We start from the raw sequence: 20,452 nt of genomic DNA, 5'->3' as shown, positions 1-20,452 counted from the left end.
TTATGCTACGGTATCCCTACTAAAGCACTACTAAAGCGTTATGATGACAGTACCGTTGGAGCGCCTTCGCAGCGAATGCTGACAGGATCATCGCGGGCCGAAAATCCCGCGTTCACGCCGTTCATCCATCCTGTTGAAGAAAGATCGCCTGTTCGGGCAAAGATTACCGGATAAATAACGTCTTACCTTAGATACCCCGTTCCCGCGAATTTCCGGCAACGTGTACGTTACCATTTATCCTGCATATCATGCATATGTGTAAATATTACGGATAGAAAAAAGCGGGATCGTATTTTTCGACATCAACCTATACGTTTTTAATAGATGAGTATCAAGCCAAAACGCGGCATGGCCCTCCTGTGCCTGCTGGGATGTATGTTTTCATTTTTCACGGCAAACGCGCAGCAGCCTCCGTCTAACAAAGACACAGAAACGGGCGCCATCAGCGGGAAAGTTCTGCAATCCACCAATAAAGAACCCATCCCCTTCGCTACCGTCGCTTTGCTGAATGAAGATGATTCCACCATTGTGACCGGCGTAGCCGCCGATGAAAAAGGCGGATTTCTCCTGAAACCTGTGCCATATGGCACTTATCTCGTGAAAGTAGGCACGCTGGGATACAATCCTTATTTCATAAAAGTGAAGCTCACCGCGGAAAGAACGCAGCGCGACCTTGGCACCATACTGCTCGAAACCGGCGCCCGCAGCCTGAAAGAAGTGACAGTGGTGGGGCAGAAACAAATGTTCACGATGAATAAAGACAGCATCGTGTTCACCCCCGATGAAAACTTCCTGCCCGGCGGCACCGGCATGGAACTGCTCGAATACGTGCCCGGCGTAACGATAGACGCGAACAACAACATCACCATGGAAGGTAAGGACCGTGTGAAGTTTTATGTGGACGACAAACCCATCGCGCTCACCGGCATGGACGCCAACAGCTATCTCAACAATCTTCCCTCGTTTATGATCGAACGGATCGAAGTGCTCAAAGCCCCGCCGGACGCGGTGGAAGCGGAGCAGGCGCTCGTGGAGGGAAGGACCAATATCCGTTACATCAACATCATTACCCGTAAAATACAGTTCCGCGGTTATTCCGCAGCCTTTACGGCGGGCGTGGACAGCCGCCGCAACCTCAACGCCAAGATGCGTTACAACCTCAACCTGGCGCCGTTCCAGGTAACGTATTTCAACAACGGGCAATATAATTCCGACAGCAGTTACCTCAGCCGTACCTATTTCCCGAAAACGCCCGGCGGCGACAGCTCTTATCTTTCGCAGAAAAATTTCCGCACGTCCTATAACTTCAACCACAACCTGAACGGCCGTTACGAACTGAAGGTCACCGAAAAGGAAAGGCTGCGCGGCTCCGTAACCCTCGGCTGGACCGGCGACGGCAGCGACGCTGAAAACAATAGCATCAACAGCAACTACGCCCAAAAACCCACGATGATCAAAAACCAGGAAAGCCGCAACAGGCGCGGAGGATACCGCGCGGTTACCGACTGGTATTATTTTAAGGAATACGAAGAAAATTCGCAAAAGAAACTCGAAGCCGGCTTCAACTTTACCAAAAGCGGCGGCAACGGCTACGGCAACAACGATTATTTTTACCTGCTCACCGACGATACATCACTGCAGCGCAACGACAGGAAGAACGGGAATTTCAACATCCGTTCCAATATCCACTTCCGCCAGCCGCTTTCAGATGGCAAATATTACGACCTCAGCGCCAGCGCGGAAGTTGGCGGCGGCATGAACCTCAACCTCGCCACCCGTAAAAACGTGAACGATTTTGAATTGCTGCCCGCTCCCAAATTGTCTACCGATTATTCGGACTTCAAACAAAACTACGCGGCCAACGTGTCTGTCGGCAAACGCAGCCGCAAGCTGGGCTATAATTTCACCGGGCGCCTGGGTTACCTGGGCAACAAATCGGAAGAACTATATGCGGGCAACCGTTTCAACAACGAAACGTATGAGGTGCGCAGCTCCATGGGCCTCAATTACAGCCCCTGGAAAGATCATATGGCCAACCTGCGTTTCAACCCCGGCATTCAATACTTCAACCAGATGGCCCTGCTCGATTCGCTGAAGAACGCGGTGCCGTTCAAATACACGAATTTCTCGCCCGGCGTCAACTTCCAGTACGATTACAAACAGCAGCAGCTCACGTTCAACTTCAACCGGAATATGGACCGCCCCTCGCCCGACCAGCTGAATCCCTTTGTGAACACGGCAGACAGCTTCAACATCCGCACGGGCAACCCCAACCTGCGCCCGTCTTTCACTAAAGACTACCGCATGGAATACATGGCGCAGATCAAACGCAACCAGGTGAAAGTAGGCATTGAAAGGCAGGATGCGAGCGACATTATAAGCCGCTACACCAAAGCGGAATACATCAACGACAGCACCATCATCAATACCAGCACCTACGTGAACCTCGCGTCGCGCACGGATAAAAGCGCGTACGTCACGCTCAATTCGCATATCTTCAAAGCGCTGGGCAACAATAACGGTTCGTTCAACATGAACATCAGCGGCGGTTTGCGGTATTACGAAACCGTTACGGACGGCGGCGAAGAGGGCAAGGAGGCGGTAAGTGAAAAATTTGCGAACGTTTCCGGCTGGACTTCCAACCTGACCGTGTGGGCGGCTTACCGCATCCGCGTATTCTCCATTTCGGTGAACGGCCGGTACAACGGTCCGAGGTATTATTCGCAAGGCAAGCAGGAAGCGCGTTTCAACAGCGGGCTGAAAGGGCAGGTAAATCTTTTCCAGCGCAAGCTGAACGTGGCGTTTACTTGTGAGAACATTTTCGGGTCTACCGTGCGGAACTTCTACGAGCTTACCAACACGTACGAACAATATTCGAACAGCCGCAGGAATGTGCGTTTCTTCAGCCTGAACGTTACGTACAACATCCGCAAGTTCACGAAGATGGGCGAAAAAGGGCCGAAAGACTACGAGAAGGAAGAACCGCTGTAACTACGCCATCATGCGTGATTTCAGCTCAAGATACTTGTTCACCACGTCCACCGTCAGATGTTCGGGCGTGGTGAGCAACGACATAATGCCGTACTGCGCCAGCTCTCTCACGATCTGTTTCTTTTCATGCGCGAACTTCTGCGCGATCACCTGGATATAGATCTCTTCCACTTCCTTCACCTGCGTTTCATTCAGTTTTTTGATCTCGGTGTTTTCGAAGAAAACGACCAGCAGCAGGTGGTATTTCGCGATCTGCCGCAGGAAAGGCAATTGCCGTTGCAGGCCGGTGATGGATTCGAAATTGGTGAACAGCATCAGCAGCGAACGTTGCGACAATGAGGCGCGCAGGTGCACGCCCAGCCTTTCCACGTCGCTTTCCGTCCAGGCGGTGGTTTGGCCGTAGAGTTGTTCGAGTATTTTATTTAACTGTACTTTTTTGTTGCTGGCCGGCAGCACTTCGGTTTGTTTGCCGGTGAAAGTGACCAGCCCCGCTTTATCGCCTTTGCCAAGCGCCACGTTGCTGAACACCAGCGATGCGTTGATGGCATAGTCCAGCAGGGTGAGGCCGTCGAAAGGCATTTTCATGTTGCGGCCTTTGTCTATCACGCAATACACCTGCTGGGAGCGTTCTTCCGTGAAGTTGTTCACCATCAGCGTGCCGCGGCGGGCGGTGGCTTTCCAGTTGAGGGTGCGCACATCGTCGCCGCGGATGTATTCCTTGATATGGTCGAACTCCATGCTGTGGCCGATCACACGTTTACGGTGCACGCCCATTTCGCTCAGCTTGTGTTTGATGGAGAACAGTTCGTAATTGCGCAGCTGGATGAAAGACGGGTATACTTTCACCATCTTTTCCGCCGCAACTGAATAACGCCGCGTTACCAGGCCGAAGGCGCTGCGCACGTACACGTGCAGCTGCCCGAAATGGTATTCGCCTCTTTCTACCGGGCGCAGTTTGTATTTGAAGGTTTTTTCTTCGCGGGTCTTAAGATGGCCTTTGAGGGAAAAATTGCGTTGCTGGAACTGGAAAGGCAGCTCGTCGAGTATGTTCAGCGACACGGGGAAAGTGTACCCGTTGCGCACGTGCAGTTCCACTTCGTTTTCGTCGCCGTTGCTGAAGCGGTCGCTCATGCGGCGCTCGGCCTGCACGGCCCTGCGCGCCAGGTACAGCAGCGAAACGTCCAGCAGCAGCAAGGCGGCGCACACCACCAGCGCGGTGCTGGCCACGTGGAAAAACACCGGCACGAAAAAGGCGGTCACATATAATGCGATCACCACGCCCAGCGACAGGTAGAACCGCATGCTGAGGAAAAACGATTTATAAAACTGGATCATCCGTTCTTGTTATCTGGGTACTTCTACGGCTTTGAGTATTTCTGCGATCACCTCGTCTGGCGTAATGCCTTCCATTTCGCGTTCGGGCGTGAGCATGATGCGGTGGCGGAGGATGTGGGGAAGGATGTACACCACATCGTCCGGTGTTACGAAATCGCGGTTGTTCATGATGGCCACGGCTTTCGCGCAATTCATCACGGCAATGGACGCTCGCGGTGAAGCGCCGAGATAAATGCTCTGGTTCATGCGCGTTTCGTGCACGAGGCTGGCGATGAATTGCAGCAGTTTGTCTTCCATGATCACTTCGCGCACTTTCTGCTGCAACCTGATCACCGTTGCAGCGCTCACCACGGGCCGTACCTGTGCGAGCATCTGGGCATGACCGCCCTGGACGTTCGCCGCCTGCAGGATCTCAATTTCTTCCTGCAAAGCCGGGTATTTCACTTCGATCTTGAACAGGAAACGGTCCAGCTGCGCTTCGGGCAGGCGGTACGTGCCTTCCTGCTCGATCGGGTTCTGCGTGGCCACTACCATAAACGGCTGGTCCAGCAGGTGCGTTTGCCCGTCGTTGGTGATCTGGCGTTCTTCCATTACTTCAAACAGCGCGGCCTGCGTTTTGGCGGGGGCGCGGTTGATCTCGTCTATCAAAATGATATTGCCGAAGATAGGGCCTTTTTTGTATTCGAATTCCTTGCTCTGCGGGTTGAAGATAGAAGTGCCCAGCACGTCTGCCGGCATAAGGTCCGGTGTGAACTGGATGCGGGAGAACTTCGCGTCGATCGTGTTGGCGAGCAGTTTTGCGGCCAGCGTTTTGGCTACGCCGGGCACGCCTTCTATCAGGATGTGGCCGGTGGCGAGCAGGCCCGCCGTGAGGAGGTCTACCATCTGCTGCTGGCCTACGATCACTTTGCCGATCTCAGCTTTGATGGCCGCAATCGCTTCGTGAAGCTCGCTGAGGTCTGTGCGGGGCTCAAAGGTGTTTATTTCCATTAGTTCGCTTTTAAATAGAATTGATAGATGCTGTTATAATAGTCTTGCAATTGTTCGTCGCTGATGCTGTCCGCCAGCCGCACCTGTCCCGCCATGGTCAGCAGCCTTTCCACCGATTCGCGCGTATGGCCGCTTTTGCGCGACAGCGCCGTAATAAATTCGGCATTGACGGCGCTGGTGTTCAGGTAATAGTTCTGCCGGATGTAGTCCATCAGGTGCGTCGTCATTTTGTTGGCGAGGTTAGCGTTGTTGTGATGCAGGTAATACAGCCGCCCGAGCGTTTCCGCGAAATCCAGCGAATTGTTGGCCAGTGCGGGTTTGGGTGGAATAAGCCGTTGCCTGCGTTTACCTTCGAACAATACGTACAGCAACAGCAGCACCACGGCGAGGATCAACGCCCAGCGCAGCGAAGGATGCCGCATCAGTACCTGCCAGTTGGAAAAATCGCCTTGCTGCGGGCCGTCCTGGTGTTTGTAGAACTCGTCCCAATACACGCTGGACGGATATTCCGGCAGATAGGCCATTTGCAGTTCCAGCGCCCTGATGTTGTCGTTTTTCATCAGGAAATAATTGGTCCAGGTCATCGGGTTCAGCATCACGTACACCTGCCCGTTGCCGTAAGGCACCCTGAAGAAGTTCGGCAGATGGTCTTTATTGGTGCCCAGCGCCGTGATGATGCCCGAATCGGGCGCGGCGAGGGAATTGTTCAGCTGGATGCCCCGCGGTGCGGTGAACGTGGTATCCGCCCCGAAGTTCGGGTTGGAAAAATGCTGGGTGACGGTGGTGGGATGTTGTATGAAGCTTCCGGTCTTTACCTTGAATCCGAACGTGGTCTCCAGCAGGGAATCCGTTTCTTCCACGGCGAGGAAAAGTTTGTTGCCGGCGGATACAAATTCCGCCATCGCTTCCGCGTCCGCTTCAGTGAGCCACATCCGCCTGGCCACGATGATGTACACCGCGTTCTGCAGCTGCAGGTCGCTGGTTTTCTGGTATGTTTTTACGAAAGGCCGGGTGGCCGTTTTCGGTTTGGCGTCTTTAAAAAACTGCTGCATCAGCTTGTAAGGCACGTAACTGCCGAACGGCGCTTTGTCGCGGCTGCTGTAAGTAACGTACCCCCGGTTAAGCCTGCTTTGCGATTGCCGGCCGCCGTCAATCTTCGTGGCCACGCCGATCCACAACAGCACGGCGAGCACGGTGATGATCACGGAAATGCTTATGATGATGCCGGTTCTCACGGATATTGCTTTATGGATTGAGTAAAGGCGGCAAACTGATCGTCCAGGTGGGAGAATTGCCCGTTGCTGAGCGGGAGTTTTCCGTACCAGATGTACTCATAATGCAGCGTTAATGCGGCGAAAGGTTTGTGAAATGCGGTGCGCGACAATTCCCGCAGGAAATCCATGTTGGTTTTGTCTTTCCCCGGCGCGATCAGCTGCCGCGCTTCCAGCAGCTGCAATGTGTGCAGGTACCTGAACCGCACGGCGTCTCTCAACCGCCCTTCCGCGGCGGCCGAAGCGGCCAGCGCTTCATAATTCAGGGGCCCTTCCTCGGCCACGGTGTTAAAGTCGCCATAGCGCCGGCTGCCGGAAGACCAGCGGAACGAAATATCGTTTTTCCTGATAAAAAGCACCAGTACCATCACCAGCAACGCGCCCAGGGAAATATAAAAAGACCACAGGAGAGCGCTCCGGTTGGCCCTTACCCAGGCGCCCAACGAGCGCAGCCAGGGGGAAGATCCGGAGGCTTTCACAGGATTTTCGTCTTTATCATAATTAAGCGCGCTCATTTCCCGCAGTTCCGCCAGGTCTCCCGCGGCGGGCTTGCGGATGGTGAGCCGCACCTGCCCGCTTTCGCTCCAGTCGCCCAGGCGCTGATTGTCCCAACGCGAATAAGGAATTGCGCCGCTGCGGATCTTGTGCTCTACGCTGCGGTGGTCTTCGGTTTCTTCGCTGTCTTCCGCCGCCGTTTCATCGGTGAAAGGCGTGGTATCCACTTCAGCCGTCAGCACGGAATCGGCAAAAACTTCTTCGGGGTTTGCTTCTTCGTCACTGTCTTCTTCCGTTGAATCGAGCACGCGCCATTCCATTTCATCGAAATCCTTGTTCTTTTCTTTTTGATCCTGCGCCGCGGCGTGAAGGCTCAGGCAGAAAAGCGCGGGCAATATCAAATATTTCCAACGTTTCATGCTGCGCCCGGTTTTAAAAGTTTGCCGTCCAGGTCGAGGCGGTAGCCTTTTTGCTGCACTTTGATGGGATACACTACAAAATACCAGGCGATGAACGCGGCGGAAATAATGAGTATGCTGATGCTGAGTGCGATAGGCATGCTGGTGTGCCGCGTCACGAAACTTTCGAGGAAAGCGGCTACGATAAAAATGGGAACGAGCGCTACGGTGACTTTCAAACCTTCCATGGCGCCGCGTTTCAGCGATTCCACCCGCGTATGCGTGCCGGGGAAAAGCAGGCTGTTGCCCATGATCATGCCCGCGGTGCCGGCGATGATGATGGAAGATATCTCCAGCGTGCCGTGTATCCAAATCACCAGTACGGAAGCCCATCCCAGTCCTTTCGAGAAAAAGAAATACTGGAAAGAGCCGAGCATGATGCCGTTGGAGAACAGTATCCACAGCGTGCCCACCGAGCAGGCGATGCCCCAGATAAAACAGATCAGGCTCACCCTGATGTTATTGATCGCGATCCGCGCCCACATCTGCCATTCGTTCTCGTTTTTGTACACGCCGAAGGGGTCGCCGTTGGCAATGTTCTCCTCCGTCATATTCACATAGCCGTCGCCCAGCACGCCCCGCACGAAAGTTTCGTCGTGCGCGGCGGAAAACGCGCCGATGATGCAGAACAACAGGAAATAACAGAACGTGAACAAGAAGAGCCGGTGATGTTTGCGGATGATCAGCGGCAGCACGTAATAAAAAAAGTTGCCGATGCGGCCTTTATCGCCGGTATGATTGCGGTAAATGCGCTGAAAAATGCCGGACGCCATACCGTTGATGTAGTGGGTAACCTTGCTGTGACTGTAAAAAGTTTTGGCGTAAGCAAGATCGTCAAGCAGGGAAGTAAAGCGTTCCGCCATCACATCCGGGTCGTCGGTGGGTTGCTCACGGATCTTTGTCCACCGGTCAAGGTTCCGTTTAATAAATGAAGATTCTCTCATGCGGTACGGGTCCTAAAAATTACTGGAGTGGAAATATAATAAATTTTAATTTTGGTTATGCCTATTATCAAAATACCTACCGTATTTAACATCGACCTGGAATTTGAAGCCGCCGACCTCGGGCGCCGGGCGGTAGCTTACCTGATAGACTTGCTGATCAGGGGGGCATACCTCCTGCTGATGTCCCTTTTCCTGGGTAAGATCGGGGCGGAGGGGTATTTTGCGGTGACCATCTTCATCGGGGCGCCTATCGTTTTTTATTACCTGATCTCGGAGCTGGCCATGAAAGGGCAGAGCCTGGGCAAACGGGTGATGGACATCCGGGTGGTGAGCCTGATGGGAAATGTGCCCAGCGCCAGCCAGATCGTGCTCCGCTGGATGTTCCGGTTGGTGGAATCGCCGCTGTTCACGCTCTTGTGCGTTTTTGCGCTGGCCGGCCTGAGCGACGCCTGGGGCGCCATGATCATCCTGCTGATGGGCATCGTGCCCGTGGTAGTGGTGCTCAGAAACCCCTACAACCAGCGGCTGGGCGATCTGGCGGCCGGTACCATCCTGGTGAGAACGAAAGAAAGGCATACCATCCAGGACACGATCTTCCGCGAGGTGCATCAGCCCGATTATACGCCCCAGTTTTCACAGATCCTGCGGCTGAGCGACCGCGACCTGAGCAAGATCAAAACCGTGCTCGATACCGTGGCCCGCACCGGCGACCCCTCGATGGCGGAACGTATTTCGTTGAGGATCAAAGAAGTGTTGCATATAGAAACCGATATGGAAGCCATTCCTTTCCTGGAAACCCTGCTGAACGATTACAATTACCTGGTGACGAGAAAATAAAATCTACCCCTCAAAAAATTCGCCTTTGATGTAGGTGCCCTGGGGCTTGAACTGATCGTCGAAGATAGTGAGGTAAGCAGGCTGCCCCGGCGCAATAACGCCTCTCTCGGGGTGGCCGATCAATCGTGCGGGATAGGTGGAAGCCATGCGCAGGGCCTCCGGGAGGCTGATGCCGGCGTATTTTTCGCAGTTTGCCACGCCCCGCAGCTGGGTGAGCGCGGAGCCGGACAAAGTGCCGTCAGGCAAAGTATAACGGTCGCCGGTAAATACGTGGGTGTATGCGCCGTTGCTGGCTTCTACGGCATCGGTAATGATGAACAGCCGCTCGCCCATCAGTTTTTTGGAAACGGACAACGCTTCGTAGCTCACGTGAATACCGTCCGGAATAATGCTGGCGTACGCGGTGTGGTTCTGGTATACCGCGCCGGGCAAACCGGTGTCGCGGTGATGGAAGGGGCTCATGGCGTTGAAAAGATGCGTGGCGGTTTGAATGCCCCTTTTAAAGCCGTCTGCCGCTTCGGAAAAAGTAGCGTTGCTATGGCCCGCAGAAACGATCACCTGGTTGGCAAGCAACAGGTCGATCACCGCGGGATCGCACATTTCCGGCGCCAGCGTCATCATTTTAATGGCGCCCTGCGCCCTGTCCAGCAGGTTTTTTACTTCTTCCAGCGTAGGTCTTTTGATACACGACGCAATGTGCGCGCCCCGTTTCACGGGGTTGATGTAAGGCCCTTCGAGATGCAGGCCCAGCAAGGCAGGATGCGGATGGTCCCTCACCGTGTCTATCGCCTTTTCGAACACGCTCATTTCATTGGTGGCGAGGGTGAGCAGGAAACCCGTGGTGCCGGTTTTCAGCAATGCGTCCGAAATGGTTTTCAAAGCAGCGGAGGAGGGGCTGTCGGCAAACAACAGGCCGCCTCCTCCGTATATCTGCAGGTCCAATAATCCGGGCGCGATGCGCCGGCCGTTCTGGTTGATGATATGAAAATCCGATGGTATGTTTTGCTCGTCCGTCCACCCCTTTACAATGCCATTCTCCAGTAATAATGCCTTTCCTTTGAGTTCTTCTTTGCCGGTGTAAATCACTGCATGGGTGAGCGCTGTAAGCATACTGATCATTTGTTTATTTGGAATTACCAGCCTTTGTTCTGCGACAGGGTCACGTTCTTGTCTTTGAACAATTTGATCTGGTCTTGCGGTACCGGTTCCAAATATACTTTATCGTTGTCATAAATGCGATCCGCCAGCGGCGAAACCGACGGAATTATATATCCTTCCTCCGGCCCTTCGAGCGTAACGTTGTTCAGCCAGGAACCGCCGGGAGGGTTGGGTTTGTTCCATTCGGAGCGTTTGATCCATGCGCCGCGGTTGAGGTCGGTGTGAACCTTCGTGTCCATGTAATCCAGCTTGTGCCAGCGGCGCAGATCATCGAAGCGGGCGCCTTCCATGCAAAATTCCACGCGGCGCTCGCGGCGGATCTCCCAGATCATGTACGGCACCCCGGGGTCTTTCGCGGGATCGTGATACACGGCGCCGTTCACCGCGGGCTCGCCGCCCATCACCTGCAAAGCCGGCAGCGGCGTGCCGTTGCCTACCGTGCGGGCGCGCAGTTTGTTGATGGATTTGTCCAGGTCTTCCTGTGTAAGGCCGCCCAGTTCGGCCGCGGCTTCGGCGTAATTGAGCATCACTTCGCCCAGGCGGATCACCGGGGCATGCGATACGTTCAGGCTCGATTCGCCGGTGGGCGCTTCGCGCAGCGCGTCGTCGAGGAATTTCCAGGTGCAGTAACCGGAAGTGCTGATGCCGAGATTGTTCGTGCGCGTGCGCGAGCCGTTCGGGCGAAGCTCGGGGTTGAAGGTGTGCGTCATGCGGCTGTCCCGGTTCGCCAGCACGTTGCCGATGGTTTTGTCTCCCTGGTACAACGGGGAAAGGCCGATGGGCAGGCCGTCCGTACACAGGTACGTTTCGATCAGGTTTTTGTTGGGGCCGGTTTGCGGTTCTTTATTGTTGTAACTCATCAGTGAATGTGTGATCATGCCCGCCACGTACCGCCGGTACATGATGATTTCCTTGTTGGGGGCGAGGTCCGCCGAATTAAACGATTCGCGGTAACTGTGCGAGAACGAATAGCCGCCTTTGGTGATCACTTCGTTGGCGGCCCATTTGGCGGCTTCGAGGTATTCACGGCTTTTGGTTTCGCTCAGCTGGTGGTACTTCTGCCAGGTGCCTTCAAACAGCATGATGCGGCTCATAAAGGCCATCACCACCCATTTGGTGACGTTCAGGCCTTTTTCTCCATCGGCGTCGCGCACATTTTCGGCGGCATATTGCAGGTCCAGCAGCACGCTGTCCATCACGAGCGTTCTGCTGTCGCGCGGTTTGTAAAGCTGCCGCTCGTCTTCCACCTCCAGCGGTTTACCGTACCATTGCACGTCCCCGTAAGTTTTTACCAGCTTGTAATAGGCCATGGCCCTGAAAAAGCGGGCAACGCCGGCCCAATGCGCACGCGTGGCCCCGTCGAGCATGCTCATGCTTTGCACGCGCTCCAGCATGATGTTCGCTTTGCGCACGTTGGTAAAACTCCAGGCGGTATTGGTGGCGGAAGCGGGAATATTTTTGGTAAACGCTACCGGCGCGGTGGGCGCAAAATCGTCGTTGAGCGGCTGGCCGGAGAAAAAATACACCTCCAGGGCAAACAACCTGCCGTAACCGGGAAAATAGGTCGGGTAAAAGCCGTATGAAAAAGTGCGCACGTTGTTTTCATTGGTCCAGTACGTGGCGTCTTCCATCTGGTCCAGCGGAAGGCGGGTGAGGAAATCCTTTTTGCACCCCGCGCCCAGCGCCGCCAGCAGTATCACGATGAATATTTTCGATTTCATAACCAGTCGGTTTTTCGCTTTAGAAAGTGATTTGAAGGCCAAAAGAAAATTCCTTGCGGTAGGGGTAAACCCTGCCGAATGCGGAACGGTCCGTTTGTTCGGCGGTGTAATCAATTTCCGGGTCAATGGGCACGGACATGTTATCCCATGTGAGTAAATTTTCACCGCTTACATACACCCTGGCGGATTTGATATGCGCCGTGCGGCTGATGGCCGGGGGAAGCGTGTAGCCCAGCGTTACGTTTTTCAGGCGCAGGTACGACATATCCAGCAAATAACGGCTCTGCCGGAAGAAATTTTTATTGCTTTCATTTTTGTCGTGGTTCGTCGGCCGCGGGTAAAACGCGTCGGCGCGCTGGGGCGTCCAGTAGTCCATCTGGTGCTCGTACCAGGCTTCCGCTTCGTTGAAGCCGGGGATGAAGATGGGGCCTGAAGGCCAAAGCTCTCTTTTGCCCACGCCCTGGAAAAACACGCCGAGGTCAACGCCTTTCCAGTTTGCGCCCAGCCTGATGCCGTATTGGTAACGCGGGGTGGAATTGCCGATCACGCGCAGGTCGCCGGGATCGTCTGTGGTTTCGGAGCCCCAGTTGACCTGGCCGTCGCCGTTGAGGTCTTTGTATTTCACGTCGCCGGGCGTGTAGTAGAACCACGAGCTGCCCTGCGTAAGCGCGCCCTGGTCGGGGATGCCGGCTTTCGGCTCCCATTTGTCGCCCACTTTGGTGAAGTCGCTTTCCTGGAAAAGCCTGTCGGTCACATATCCCCAGATCTCGCCGATCTTGCGGCCCTGGTAATTGCGGTACACGTTGGTGGTGGCGCTGGCGAAACGCCTGATCTCTTCCTGGAAATCGCTTAACGTGGCGAGCGCCGTCACCCGGATGCCGTTGTCGAATGTATGCATGTAATCCACCGCCAGTTCCCAGCCGCGCGTTTGCATTTCACCAAAATTCTCTTTCGGCGCGGAACCGCCGAACGTAGCAGGCAGGCCCACGGTTTCGCCGATCATGTTCTGCGTGGTGCGGTTGTACCAGTCGAAAGTGACGCCGAGGCGGTTGTCGAGGAAACGCGCGTCTACCCCGAAATCAAGCGTCGAGATGGTTTCCCAGGTGAGCGTGCGTGGCACGAGGTTGGGCGTGCTGAACGTGATCATGTTCGTATTGCCGATCAGCCAGTTGGATGTGCTGGACGACATCACGGAAAGGAACGTTACATCGCCTACGTTCTGGTTGCCGATGGAGCCGTAGCTGCCGCGCAGTTTCAGGAACGACAGGAAAGGTTTGGTCAGCTCCATGAAATGTTCTTCAGTCAATACATATCCAGCGGACACTGAGGGGAAAAACCCGAACTGGTCGTGTTTCGGGAATTTGGACGAACCATCGTAACGGCCGTTCACTTCCAGCAGGAATTTATTTTTATAATCGTAGTTGATACGCGCGAAATACCCGTTGGTAGCCCAATGCCCACGTTTGCCGCTTACGAACTGGTCGCCGGTAGACAAACCGATCTCGCCGAGGTTCGGGTCTATCAACCCCCTTCTTTCAGACACCTGCGACCAGTTGCGGAACAGGTCTACGTCCATGCCCACGATGCCTTTGAGGTGATGTTCGCCGAGGTTTTTCGTGTAAGTGACGAATGCGCGGCCGGTGTTCATATCGTTCCAGTTGGAAGTATATTTTACGCGGTTCCATTCCGGACCCTGGTAATTGGGCACATAGCTGAAATTGCCGAACCAGAAGTTGATCGCGCCGGTTTCGCCGCCCACGGAATGAATATGCTGGTTAGTGCTGGAATATGTGTAATCCACATCGATGGTCAGATCTTTCATGGGTTTCAGCGTAGCGCCCACCTGCACGCGCGTGAAAGTGCTTTTGTCTTCGTCCATTTTTGCCTGCTGCATTTCCGTTACGGCGCTGCGGAACGGTTTGCCCTGGTAAGTGCCGTAAGGATATACTTTCGGCCAGCGGTAGAGATAATACCATGGGCCGAGTTGTGTGGCGGAGAAAGAAAAAGGCGTTTCGAGTTTCGACTGCGACAGCATCATTTTGCCGCGTACATCCAGCCAGCTGTTTACGGCGGTGTTAATGCTGAGCGTGGCGTTGTAGCGGTCGAAGCGGTCTGTTTTGAATTTGAGCATGCCCGTCTGGCTGAGATATCCCAGCCCGAGATGATAGCTGGTCTTATCGCCGCCACCGGCCACGGAAAGATCGTGTTTCTGCTGGAAGGCGTACTTCTTCATGTACCGTTCGTTCGCATCCCAGGGGCGGTAAGGGTAGAAGTTGCCGTTCCTTATTTCGAAGTCGCGGCCGGGCACCATTTCGTCGCCAAGGTCCTGCCCGGCGTATTTTTCTTCCCATTCTTTCATTTTCTGGATGCCGATGTCGTCGAAATACATGCCCAATACGCCGAAAGAATTGACGGCGGGATTGTTGGAAGAGCGGCGGCGGTTGAGCAGCACGGCTTCCGCCCCTTCCACGGCCCCCGCGATCTCGGGCACGGCGGTGGGTTTGCTCCAGGAAAAGTTGTTGGTATAATTGATGGCCGCGGGTGCGCCTTTTGCGCCCGATTTGGTGGTGATGAGTATCACGCCCCATGCGCCGCGCGTTCCGTAAATGGAAGCGGAGGCGGCGTCTTTTAATACGGATACGGATTCAATGTCTTGCGGGTTGATCATCTGCAGGCTGGGAACCTCCACGTTATCCACCAATATCAGCGGTTGCGCGCCGGCCGCGCCGGTGTTGAGCGAGCCCGTCATGCCGCGCAGCCGGATGTTGGGGTTGCGCCCCAGGTCGCCGCTGGCGGTGGTGATGGTAAGGCCCGGCACCGCGCCCTGCAGCCCGCGCCCCACGTCGGTAATAGGCCGCGATCCCAGCGTGCGTTTTACGTCTACGGTCGATACGGCGCCGGTAAGATTGGCCTTGCGCTGTTTACCGTAACCCACTACCACAATGTCTTCCAGTTTCCGGCTGTCTGCCTTCAGCGCGATGTTGATATTGGCGGCGCTTCTCACTACGTATTCCTGCGGAATGGCGCCCACGGAAGTGAACACAAGCACCTGCCCGCGGTTCGCAGAAAGCGTAAATGCGCCGAGCCCGTCTGTGAATACGCCTTTTGTGGTGCCGTTGATGCGGACGGACACGCCGGGCATGGGATGGCCCGTTTCATCTGTCACTTTTCCTTTTATTTCGATGGTGGTATCGGCCGGTTGTGCGGTGGTTTCAGCGGAAGGCAGGTCGTGTTCCGGAACGATCATGATCGTTTTTTCGGTGAGCTGATACCCCAGGCCGGTTTGCCGCAGCAGCGCAACGAGCGTGGCGCTTACGCTGCGCGTGGCCATGGGCAGCCGCACGCGGCCGAAACGCTCCACGTTCTCGGAAGCATACGCGATGTGGAAGCCAGACAGCTTTTCCAGCTGCGACAGCGCCTTTTCAAGCGTTACGTCGGCGGCCTCCATGGTGACTTTTTTATCATCCAGCGCCTGCCCCTTGATAGGCATGGCCCAAAGGAGGTGAATACTAACCAGCATACAAATGATGGTGGTAAGGCTCAATCTCATAATGAAACGCATTTGCGTGGAACAAACAGCTGACGCCAGAGCAGGCAATAGCCGCTCTTTAGCAAAAACCGCTGATTTTTGCATAAATTGCAATAGTTTAAAATGTTGAAGAATCAGCCTTCGGGCTGTTTGCGTTTTAAGCTGTTCCCCTCCCGACCTACCACAGCACGGAGGGGTTTTTCATTTCCGTAATTCTCAGGAAGGCGGAGAAATTATCCGGGTCATGGCATAAGATTTTGGTTACTTGAACATTGTTAGCGGTGTGTTATTCTTTCATGCAGCCATCTCCATTGAGCGTCACTTCATTATTCCGGATAGTGTAGGTGGCATTGCCGACGGTGCAAAGGATATACATTATTTCATCGAGCGTTTCGGTGCCTTCAAATGTAGCACGGATGCGGCATTTACGAAGTGCGTCGTTGGCGAAAAAGATCTTCGCCTGGTACTGCTCCCCTATCCGCCGCGCGATCTCTTCGAAGGGCACGTTGTTGAAGTCCATGCCTTTTTTTATCCAGGCTACTGTCTCCGCGGCTTTCACGGGTTTGGTGGCCGCCGTTTCGTTTTCATATACGATCTGCTGGTCCGGCAATAAAATGCCGAGCAGCTTGTTGCTGCCGCCTTCTTCTATTTTCACCTTGCCGGCAGACACGGTGACCGTTACGGAAGGCTGGCCCGGATAGGCTTTGATATTGAAGGAAGTGCCCAGCACGGTGGTGATCAGTTTGCCCGAGCGGATGCGGAAAGGTTTGCCGGATTGTTCTTTGATGTCGAAATACCCTTCTCCGGTGAGCGTTACTTCACGGGTATCGCCTGTGAACGCATCGGGATATATGAGGGTGCTGCCCTCCCGCAATACCACGGTACTGCTGTCGGGCAGCAGGATGAAACGTTTGCTGTCCGGCCCGGGCGGCGCTACGGCCAGTACCGGCCCGGAGGCGGGCGTGTTCACGGAAGGCCGGCTTATCCACAACAATGCGCCGATCCCGATAATGGGAATGGCCACTGCCGCGGCTTTCCACCAGGCTCCGGCCGTTCCGCGGCGGAAAAGCGTTTCCCTGCTTCGGCGTATCTCGCGGAAATCCTCCAGCAGTTCCTGTGTGAGCTCTTCGTCCGGCCGCCACTGCACAGGCTTTGCGTCCGGATGGCGCCAGCTTTCATACCATTCTTCCAGCACACGCAGCTCTTCCCGCGTGCAGGCGCCCGCTTTATATTTCTCCAGCAGTTCTTTTACATCGATCATGCCCATAAGCGGTAATTATACGTCTCTTATCCTAAAAGACAAACAATAAAACACGAACCGTTACCCCATTAAAAAAATATTTCTTTTTGTTTTGACTTTGAAAATAGCCCTTATTTTTCCTTACATTTATTTACGAAAACAACCAAAGTCTATCCCACACTACACACACCATACGGACGCAGATTTGCTCACATACTGGAAAAAGGGCGACCAGGCAGCGTTTGACGCGTTGTACCAACGTTATGCGGTGATGTTGCTGAAAAAGGCATATGAAAAAACCGGCGACAAAGAAACCGCCCGCGAATTTGTACAGGAAGTATTCCTGGAATTGCTGGAAAGGAAAGACCGCCTCGACATTCACACTTCATTCAAAGCCTACGTTTTTACCGCGTTGCGCAACCGTGTGCTGAATTACCTGCACCGCCAATACATCCATCACAAATACGAAGTGTTCCAGGAAACGCGCCCGCCAGCCGTTTCCAACGATGTGGAAACCTATCTCTCACACAAAGAGCTCTCGCTTCAAATGGCCGACGCCATCCGCCAGCTGCCGGACAAATGCCGGCAGGTGTTCCTGCTGAGCCGCTCGGAAGAGCTGAGCAACAAAGAGATCGCGGAACGTTCCGGCATTTCCGTGAATACGGTGGAACAGCATATGCGCAAGGCTTTGCGGCTGCTGCGCAACGGCCTGCAGCGCACCACGCTGCTGATCGGTTTTTTGATCGGATGGTGGTAACGCCTACTTTGTTTTCATTCCTTCATTTTCCTTCAACGCCAGCAAGTAGATCAGCGACGCGGTGCCGTCCATCGTAGGTTCGTTGGTGCTGTAATCGCCGTAATCGTCGTGGTACACCACCAGGTCGCTTTGAAAAGGCGCATATTCGTCGGGGTCTGCAAGGCGTATACCGATGAGGCTTTTATAGATCGAGCCGTACACCGGGCCGTCTACCAGCCCGCCGTCTATCGGGTAATTTTTTAAATGTGTGAATGCGGAATGCGGGTCTGCCGGCGCATCGCCGTACTCGGGCAAACCGTACACCATGCTGGTGCCCCAGGGATTGCAGCCGAAAAGCCAGTCTACATTCGCCTGCGCAAGCGCGGCGTAATCGTTTTTCCCGCTCAGGTTTTCGTACCAGTAACATTGTATCGCAAAAGCAGCGGTAAGATTGTTGCTGCACCAGATGAAAGGAACGCCGCGGTAAAACGCGTTTTTGTTCGCTTTTTGCCATACCCGGTCAATGCCTTCCCGGTAATATCCCGTCAGCAGTTTTTTATCATTGCCGGGCGCGTTCAGCGCCATTTCGTAATGCCCGATATTAATGAAAGGATACCATTGATAATGATTGGCCGTATCGGCGCCCAGCCAGGGCGTAATGGTTTCGCCGGCCGCATATTTCATGCCTTCTTTCAGGTAGCTGCGGTCCCTCGTGATGGCGAACAGCTCCGCGGCTGCGAGCTCCATATCGTCCGTCCAGTTGTCTTCCGCGTAGATGTATGGCGACAGTACCGAAGCGGTTTGCTGCACGCCGGGGTTCTCCAATCCAAGCGCGTACGACGTTCCGGCTTTCATCCTGAGTTTGCGGGCATACGCCGGGTCTTTTGTTTCCAGTACCGCATACCCGAGGGCGAACGCGCTGGCGAATTTTCCCGCCGTGGAAGCCATGCCGGTGCTTTTGTTCATTTTGTTGTATTTCACGCCTTGTACCTGCGGCTGGCCGGAGCAGAAATAAACAGGCCGTTCATGCCCCCTTCCATAAAAAGAATCCAGCGCTGGAAGACGCATGCCGCGGTGATCACGGTCGTCCGCGATCTGGTTGAACAGCCAGTCCGGCTGCGGATGCATGCGCAGCAGCCAGTCCAGCCCCCAGCGCGCTTCGTCGAGCACGTCAGCGGTACTGTTCTGCCCGGAAAGCCCGTTGGCGTCGTGATGGTCGGAAAACACCTGCGGGAAGTCGCGGTAAGCGGCCAGCAGGTGATATACGGTGTTGGCGGACGTAGTGGAATACTGGAGGTAATCGCTGGCGTCGTGCCAGCCGCCTATGGCGTCTATCTTCGTGCTGTCGGGCATGGGGCCGTAGAGCGTGTAGCCGTCTGCGGTATGACAGGAATCTTTTAAATAGGGATTAAAACCGCAGCGCTGCTGGCGGAGGTAACGGAGACAAAAATCCGCGGCGCCGTTGTACACGTCTTTCCCGATGCGGAACACGGGAGACACTACTCCGCCCGCCTTCAGGTAATACACGCCGGGGCGCAGGAAAGCGGAAAAATCGAGACGGTAAGTTTGCGCGAAAGGGCCGTAACTGCCGAAAGGCTTACTGGCAGGGCCGGTAAACACGACTTTCCCATTGGTGAAATCCACCAGGTGGAAATCGCTGATGGTCTGGTTACCAGGGCTTCCCCAAACCGCTGCTTTAACGCCGGAAGGCAAATACCCGAGTTGATTGATACGGATATATGCTTCCGGCGTTTGTTTCTCTGCAGCTATCAGTAATGGTAGAAGAAATAAAAGGGTGATCGTGCTAAGTATCTTCATTTGGCCGGGGATGTCCTCAAAAGTAAGACAATCCCCGAATTATGCACGGTTGTTATACAGTATGCTGAAACATCTTTGTCGAAGACAGGTATTTTTCATCGGGACTGTACATGAACAGGCAACTGCCGTTCTGGATCTTCGCAATGATCTTTTTATGCAATGCGGGCGGTATGGCGGGGCAGCCGAGGCTTCTGCCGATATAACCCTGCATGCGGGCGAGTTTTTCATTCACATAATCCGCCGCATGCATCACGATGCCGCGGTCCATGGCGTTATTGTTGATCCCTTCTTCCTCGCCTTCGAGCCGCAGCGAATAACCATGCGCCCCGCGGTACGTGTTGCCGGTCACATAAAAACCCAGGCTGCTTTTAAAACTTTCGGGCGCGTTGGAAAAAGCCGTAGCCATATCCCTCCCGGAATTTCTGCCGTGGCTCACCAGGGAATTAAACAGCAGTTTCCCCGACGCAAGGTCTATCACAAACAGCCTTTTTTTCGTTGAAGGCAAACTGAAGTCCACGATCGACAAAATATCGTCGTTGCGAAGCTTCCCTTCTTTCTGCAGGCGGTCGTGCCCCTGCAAGGCGTACTGGTACGCCTCGGGCGACAGCCCCAGCGAATCCAGCGACAAAGTTTCGTACAAAGCAGCTTCGGCAGACATAGCAGTGGCGGTAGCCGCAACGGGCGCCACAATACCGCTGTTCTTTTTACCGATAGAGGATACTTTCAGGCTGAATAGAGAAGTTAGTGCCACAAAAGGCAGTATGTATCTTTTTTTGCTAATGCGTAATTTCATCCGCTTCATATCTTTCCTTACAAAAAATGGTTTTTCAATAATGGTTGTTGGCAGGCACAAAGATACGAAAAATCCATTATGGGTATTGTTGTTACAATCATTGAATTGTCGAATTCCCGTCAAAAATGTACTATTG

14 protein-coding genes are annotated in these 20,452 nt (G+C 54.4%); 3 read left to right on the top strand and 11 right to left on the bottom strand.

Features of this window, described 5'->3' with window-relative positions; all coding sequences use genetic code 11:
• Nucleotides 1-324: 324 nt before the first annotated feature.
• Nucleotides 325-2,991 carry an outer membrane beta-barrel protein gene (locus J7I43_RS12775; RefSeq protein ID WP_209146066.1) on the top strand — a complete coding sequence of 889 codons (2,667 nt, stop codon included), beginning with the start codon at nucleotides 325-327 and terminating at the stop codon, nucleotides 2,989-2,991.
• Here J7I43_RS12775 and J7I43_RS12770 read toward each other — a convergent pair whose 3' ends face one another.
• The 5 genes from J7I43_RS12770 to J7I43_RS12750 are packed head-to-tail and all read right to left on the bottom strand — an operon-like array spanning nucleotide 2,992 to nucleotide 8,484.
• Nucleotides 2,992-4,326, bottom strand: a complete 1,335-nt coding sequence (locus J7I43_RS12770; RefSeq protein WP_209146065.1) for a DUF58 domain-containing protein — start codon at nucleotides 4,324-4,326, stop codon at nucleotides 2,992-2,994. It lies immediately after the preceding gene.
• A 9-nt stretch (nucleotides 4,327-4,335) separates the two neighbouring features.
• A complete protein-coding gene (locus J7I43_RS12765) occupies nucleotides 4,336-5,316 on the bottom strand; it encodes an AAA family ATPase (RefSeq protein ID WP_209146064.1) in 981 nt (326 codons plus the stop codon).
• Complete coding sequence (locus J7I43_RS12760) at nucleotides 5,316-6,551, bottom strand: DUF4350 domain-containing protein (protein ID WP_209146063.1); 1,236 nt, start codon at nucleotides 6,549-6,551, stop codon at nucleotides 5,316-5,318. The genes J7I43_RS12765 and J7I43_RS12760 overlap by 1 nt, the downstream gene beginning before the upstream one ends.
• A complete protein-coding gene (locus J7I43_RS12755; RefSeq protein WP_209146062.1) occupies nucleotides 6,548-7,501 on the bottom strand; it encodes a DUF4129 domain-containing protein in 954 nt (317 codons plus the stop codon). The genes J7I43_RS12760 and J7I43_RS12755 overlap by 4 nt, the downstream gene beginning before the upstream one ends.
• The gene (locus J7I43_RS12750) at nucleotides 7,498-8,484 is read right to left on the bottom strand and encodes a stage II sporulation protein M (protein WP_209146061.1); all 987 of its coding nucleotides are present in this window, start codon (nucleotides 8,482-8,484) and stop codon (nucleotides 7,498-7,500) included. Before J7I43_RS12750 ends, J7I43_RS12755 begins: the two co-directional genes overlap by 4 nt.
• A gap of 57 nt (nucleotides 8,485-8,541) precedes the next feature.
• On the opposite strand from J7I43_RS12750, the gene J7I43_RS12745 reads away from it, so the two are divergent.
• Nucleotides 8,542-9,321 carry an RDD family protein gene (locus J7I43_RS12745; protein WP_209146060.1) on the top strand — a complete coding sequence of 260 codons (780 nt, stop codon included), beginning with the start codon at nucleotides 8,542-8,544 and terminating at the stop codon, nucleotides 9,319-9,321.
• Nucleotides 9,322-9,324: 3 nt separating this feature from the next.
• On the opposite strand, the gene nagA is transcribed toward J7I43_RS12745, so the two are convergent.
• The 4 genes from nagA to J7I43_RS12725 all read right to left on the bottom strand — a co-directional run bounded on the left by nagA (nucleotide 9,325) and on the right by J7I43_RS12725 (nucleotide 16,996).
• Complete coding sequence (gene nagA, locus J7I43_RS12740) at nucleotides 9,325-10,431, bottom strand: N-acetylglucosamine-6-phosphate deacetylase (protein WP_209146059.1); 1,107 nt, start codon at nucleotides 10,429-10,431, stop codon at nucleotides 9,325-9,327.
• Nucleotides 10,432-10,454: 23 nt separating this feature from the next.
• Entirely contained in the window at nucleotides 10,455-12,200 is a 1,746-nt protein-coding gene (locus J7I43_RS12735) for a RagB/SusD family nutrient uptake outer membrane protein (RefSeq protein ID WP_209146058.1), read from the bottom strand.
• A 19-nt stretch (nucleotides 12,201-12,219) separates the two neighbouring features.
• The gene (locus J7I43_RS12730; protein WP_209146057.1) at nucleotides 12,220-15,750 is read right to left on the bottom strand and encodes a SusC/RagA family TonB-linked outer membrane protein; all 3,531 of its coding nucleotides are present in this window, start codon (nucleotides 15,748-15,750) and stop codon (nucleotides 12,220-12,222) included.
• Nucleotides 15,751-16,015: 265 nt separating this feature from the next.
• Entirely contained in the window at nucleotides 16,016-16,996 is a 981-nt protein-coding gene (locus J7I43_RS12725) for a FecR family protein (protein ID WP_209146056.1), read from the bottom strand.
• A 178-nt stretch (nucleotides 16,997-17,174) separates the two neighbouring features.
• Here J7I43_RS12725 and J7I43_RS12720 point away from each other — a divergent pair, with 178 nt between their 5' ends.
• Nucleotides 17,175-17,726: an RNA polymerase sigma-70 factor gene (locus J7I43_RS12720; protein ID WP_209146055.1), complete on the top strand. Its 552-nt coding sequence runs from the start codon at nucleotides 17,175-17,177 to the stop codon at nucleotides 17,724-17,726.
• 3 nt (nucleotides 17,727-17,729) lie between these two features.
• Here J7I43_RS12720 and J7I43_RS12715 read toward each other — a convergent pair whose 3' ends face one another.
• Both J7I43_RS12715 and J7I43_RS12710 read right to left on the bottom strand, forming a co-directional pair.
• Nucleotides 17,730-19,523 carry a glycoside hydrolase family 9 protein gene (locus tag J7I43_RS12715; protein ID WP_209146054.1) on the bottom strand — a complete coding sequence of 598 codons (1,794 nt, stop codon included), beginning with the start codon at nucleotides 19,521-19,523 and terminating at the stop codon, nucleotides 17,730-17,732.
• Nucleotides 19,524-19,575: 52 nt separating this feature from the next.
• Entirely contained in the window at nucleotides 19,576-20,274 is a 699-nt protein-coding gene (locus J7I43_RS12710; protein WP_209146053.1) for a murein L,D-transpeptidase catalytic domain family protein, read from the bottom strand.
• Nucleotides 20,275-20,452: the final 178 nt, after the last annotated feature.

Source organism: Chitinophaga chungangae (genome assembly GCF_017742215.1).
Lineage (GTDB): Bacteria > Bacteroidota > Bacteroidia > Chitinophagales > Chitinophagaceae > Chitinophaga > Chitinophaga chungangae.
This window is presented reverse-complemented; position numbering and strand designations above follow the sequence as displayed.

Bases quoted from the DNA above. Each gene is read 5' to 3' on its own strand.
- J7I43_RS12775 (WP_209146066.1), top strand. From the start codon at position 325: ATGAGTATCAAGCCAAAACGCGGCATGGCCCTCCTGTGCCTGCTGGGA.
- J7I43_RS12770 (WP_209146065.1), bottom strand. From the start codon at position 4,326: ATGATCCAGTTTTATAAATCGTTTTTCCTCAGCATGCGGTTCTACCTG.
- J7I43_RS12765 (WP_209146064.1), bottom strand. From the start codon at position 5,316: ATGGAAATAAACACCTTTGAGCCCCGCACAGACCTCAGCGAGCTTCAC.
- J7I43_RS12755 (WP_209146062.1), bottom strand. From the start codon at position 7,501: ATGAAACGTTGGAAATATTTGATATTGCCCGCGCTTTTCTGCCTGAGC.
- J7I43_RS12750 (WP_209146061.1), bottom strand. From the start codon at position 8,484: ATGAGAGAATCTTCATTTATTAAACGGAACCTTGACCGGTGGACAAAG.
- J7I43_RS12745 (WP_209146060.1), top strand. From the start codon at position 8,542: ATGCCTATTATCAAAATACCTACCGTATTTAACATCGACCTGGAATTT.
- nagA (WP_209146059.1), bottom strand. From the start codon at position 10,431: ATGCTTACAGCGCTCACCCATGCAGTGATTTACACCGGCAAAGAAGAA.
- J7I43_RS12735 (WP_209146058.1), bottom strand. From the start codon at position 12,200: ATGAAATCGAAAATATTCATCGTGATACTGCTGGCGGCGCTGGGCGCG.
- J7I43_RS12730 (WP_209146057.1), bottom strand. From the start codon at position 15,750: ATGAGATTGAGCCTTACCACCATCATTTGTATGCTGGTTAGTATTCAC.
- J7I43_RS12725 (WP_209146056.1), bottom strand. From the start codon at position 16,996: ATGGGCATGATCGATGTAAAAGAACTGCTGGAGAAATATAAAGCGGGC.
- J7I43_RS12715 (WP_209146054.1), bottom strand. From the start codon at position 19,523: ATGAAGATACTTAGCACGATCACCCTTTTATTTCTTCTACCATTACTG.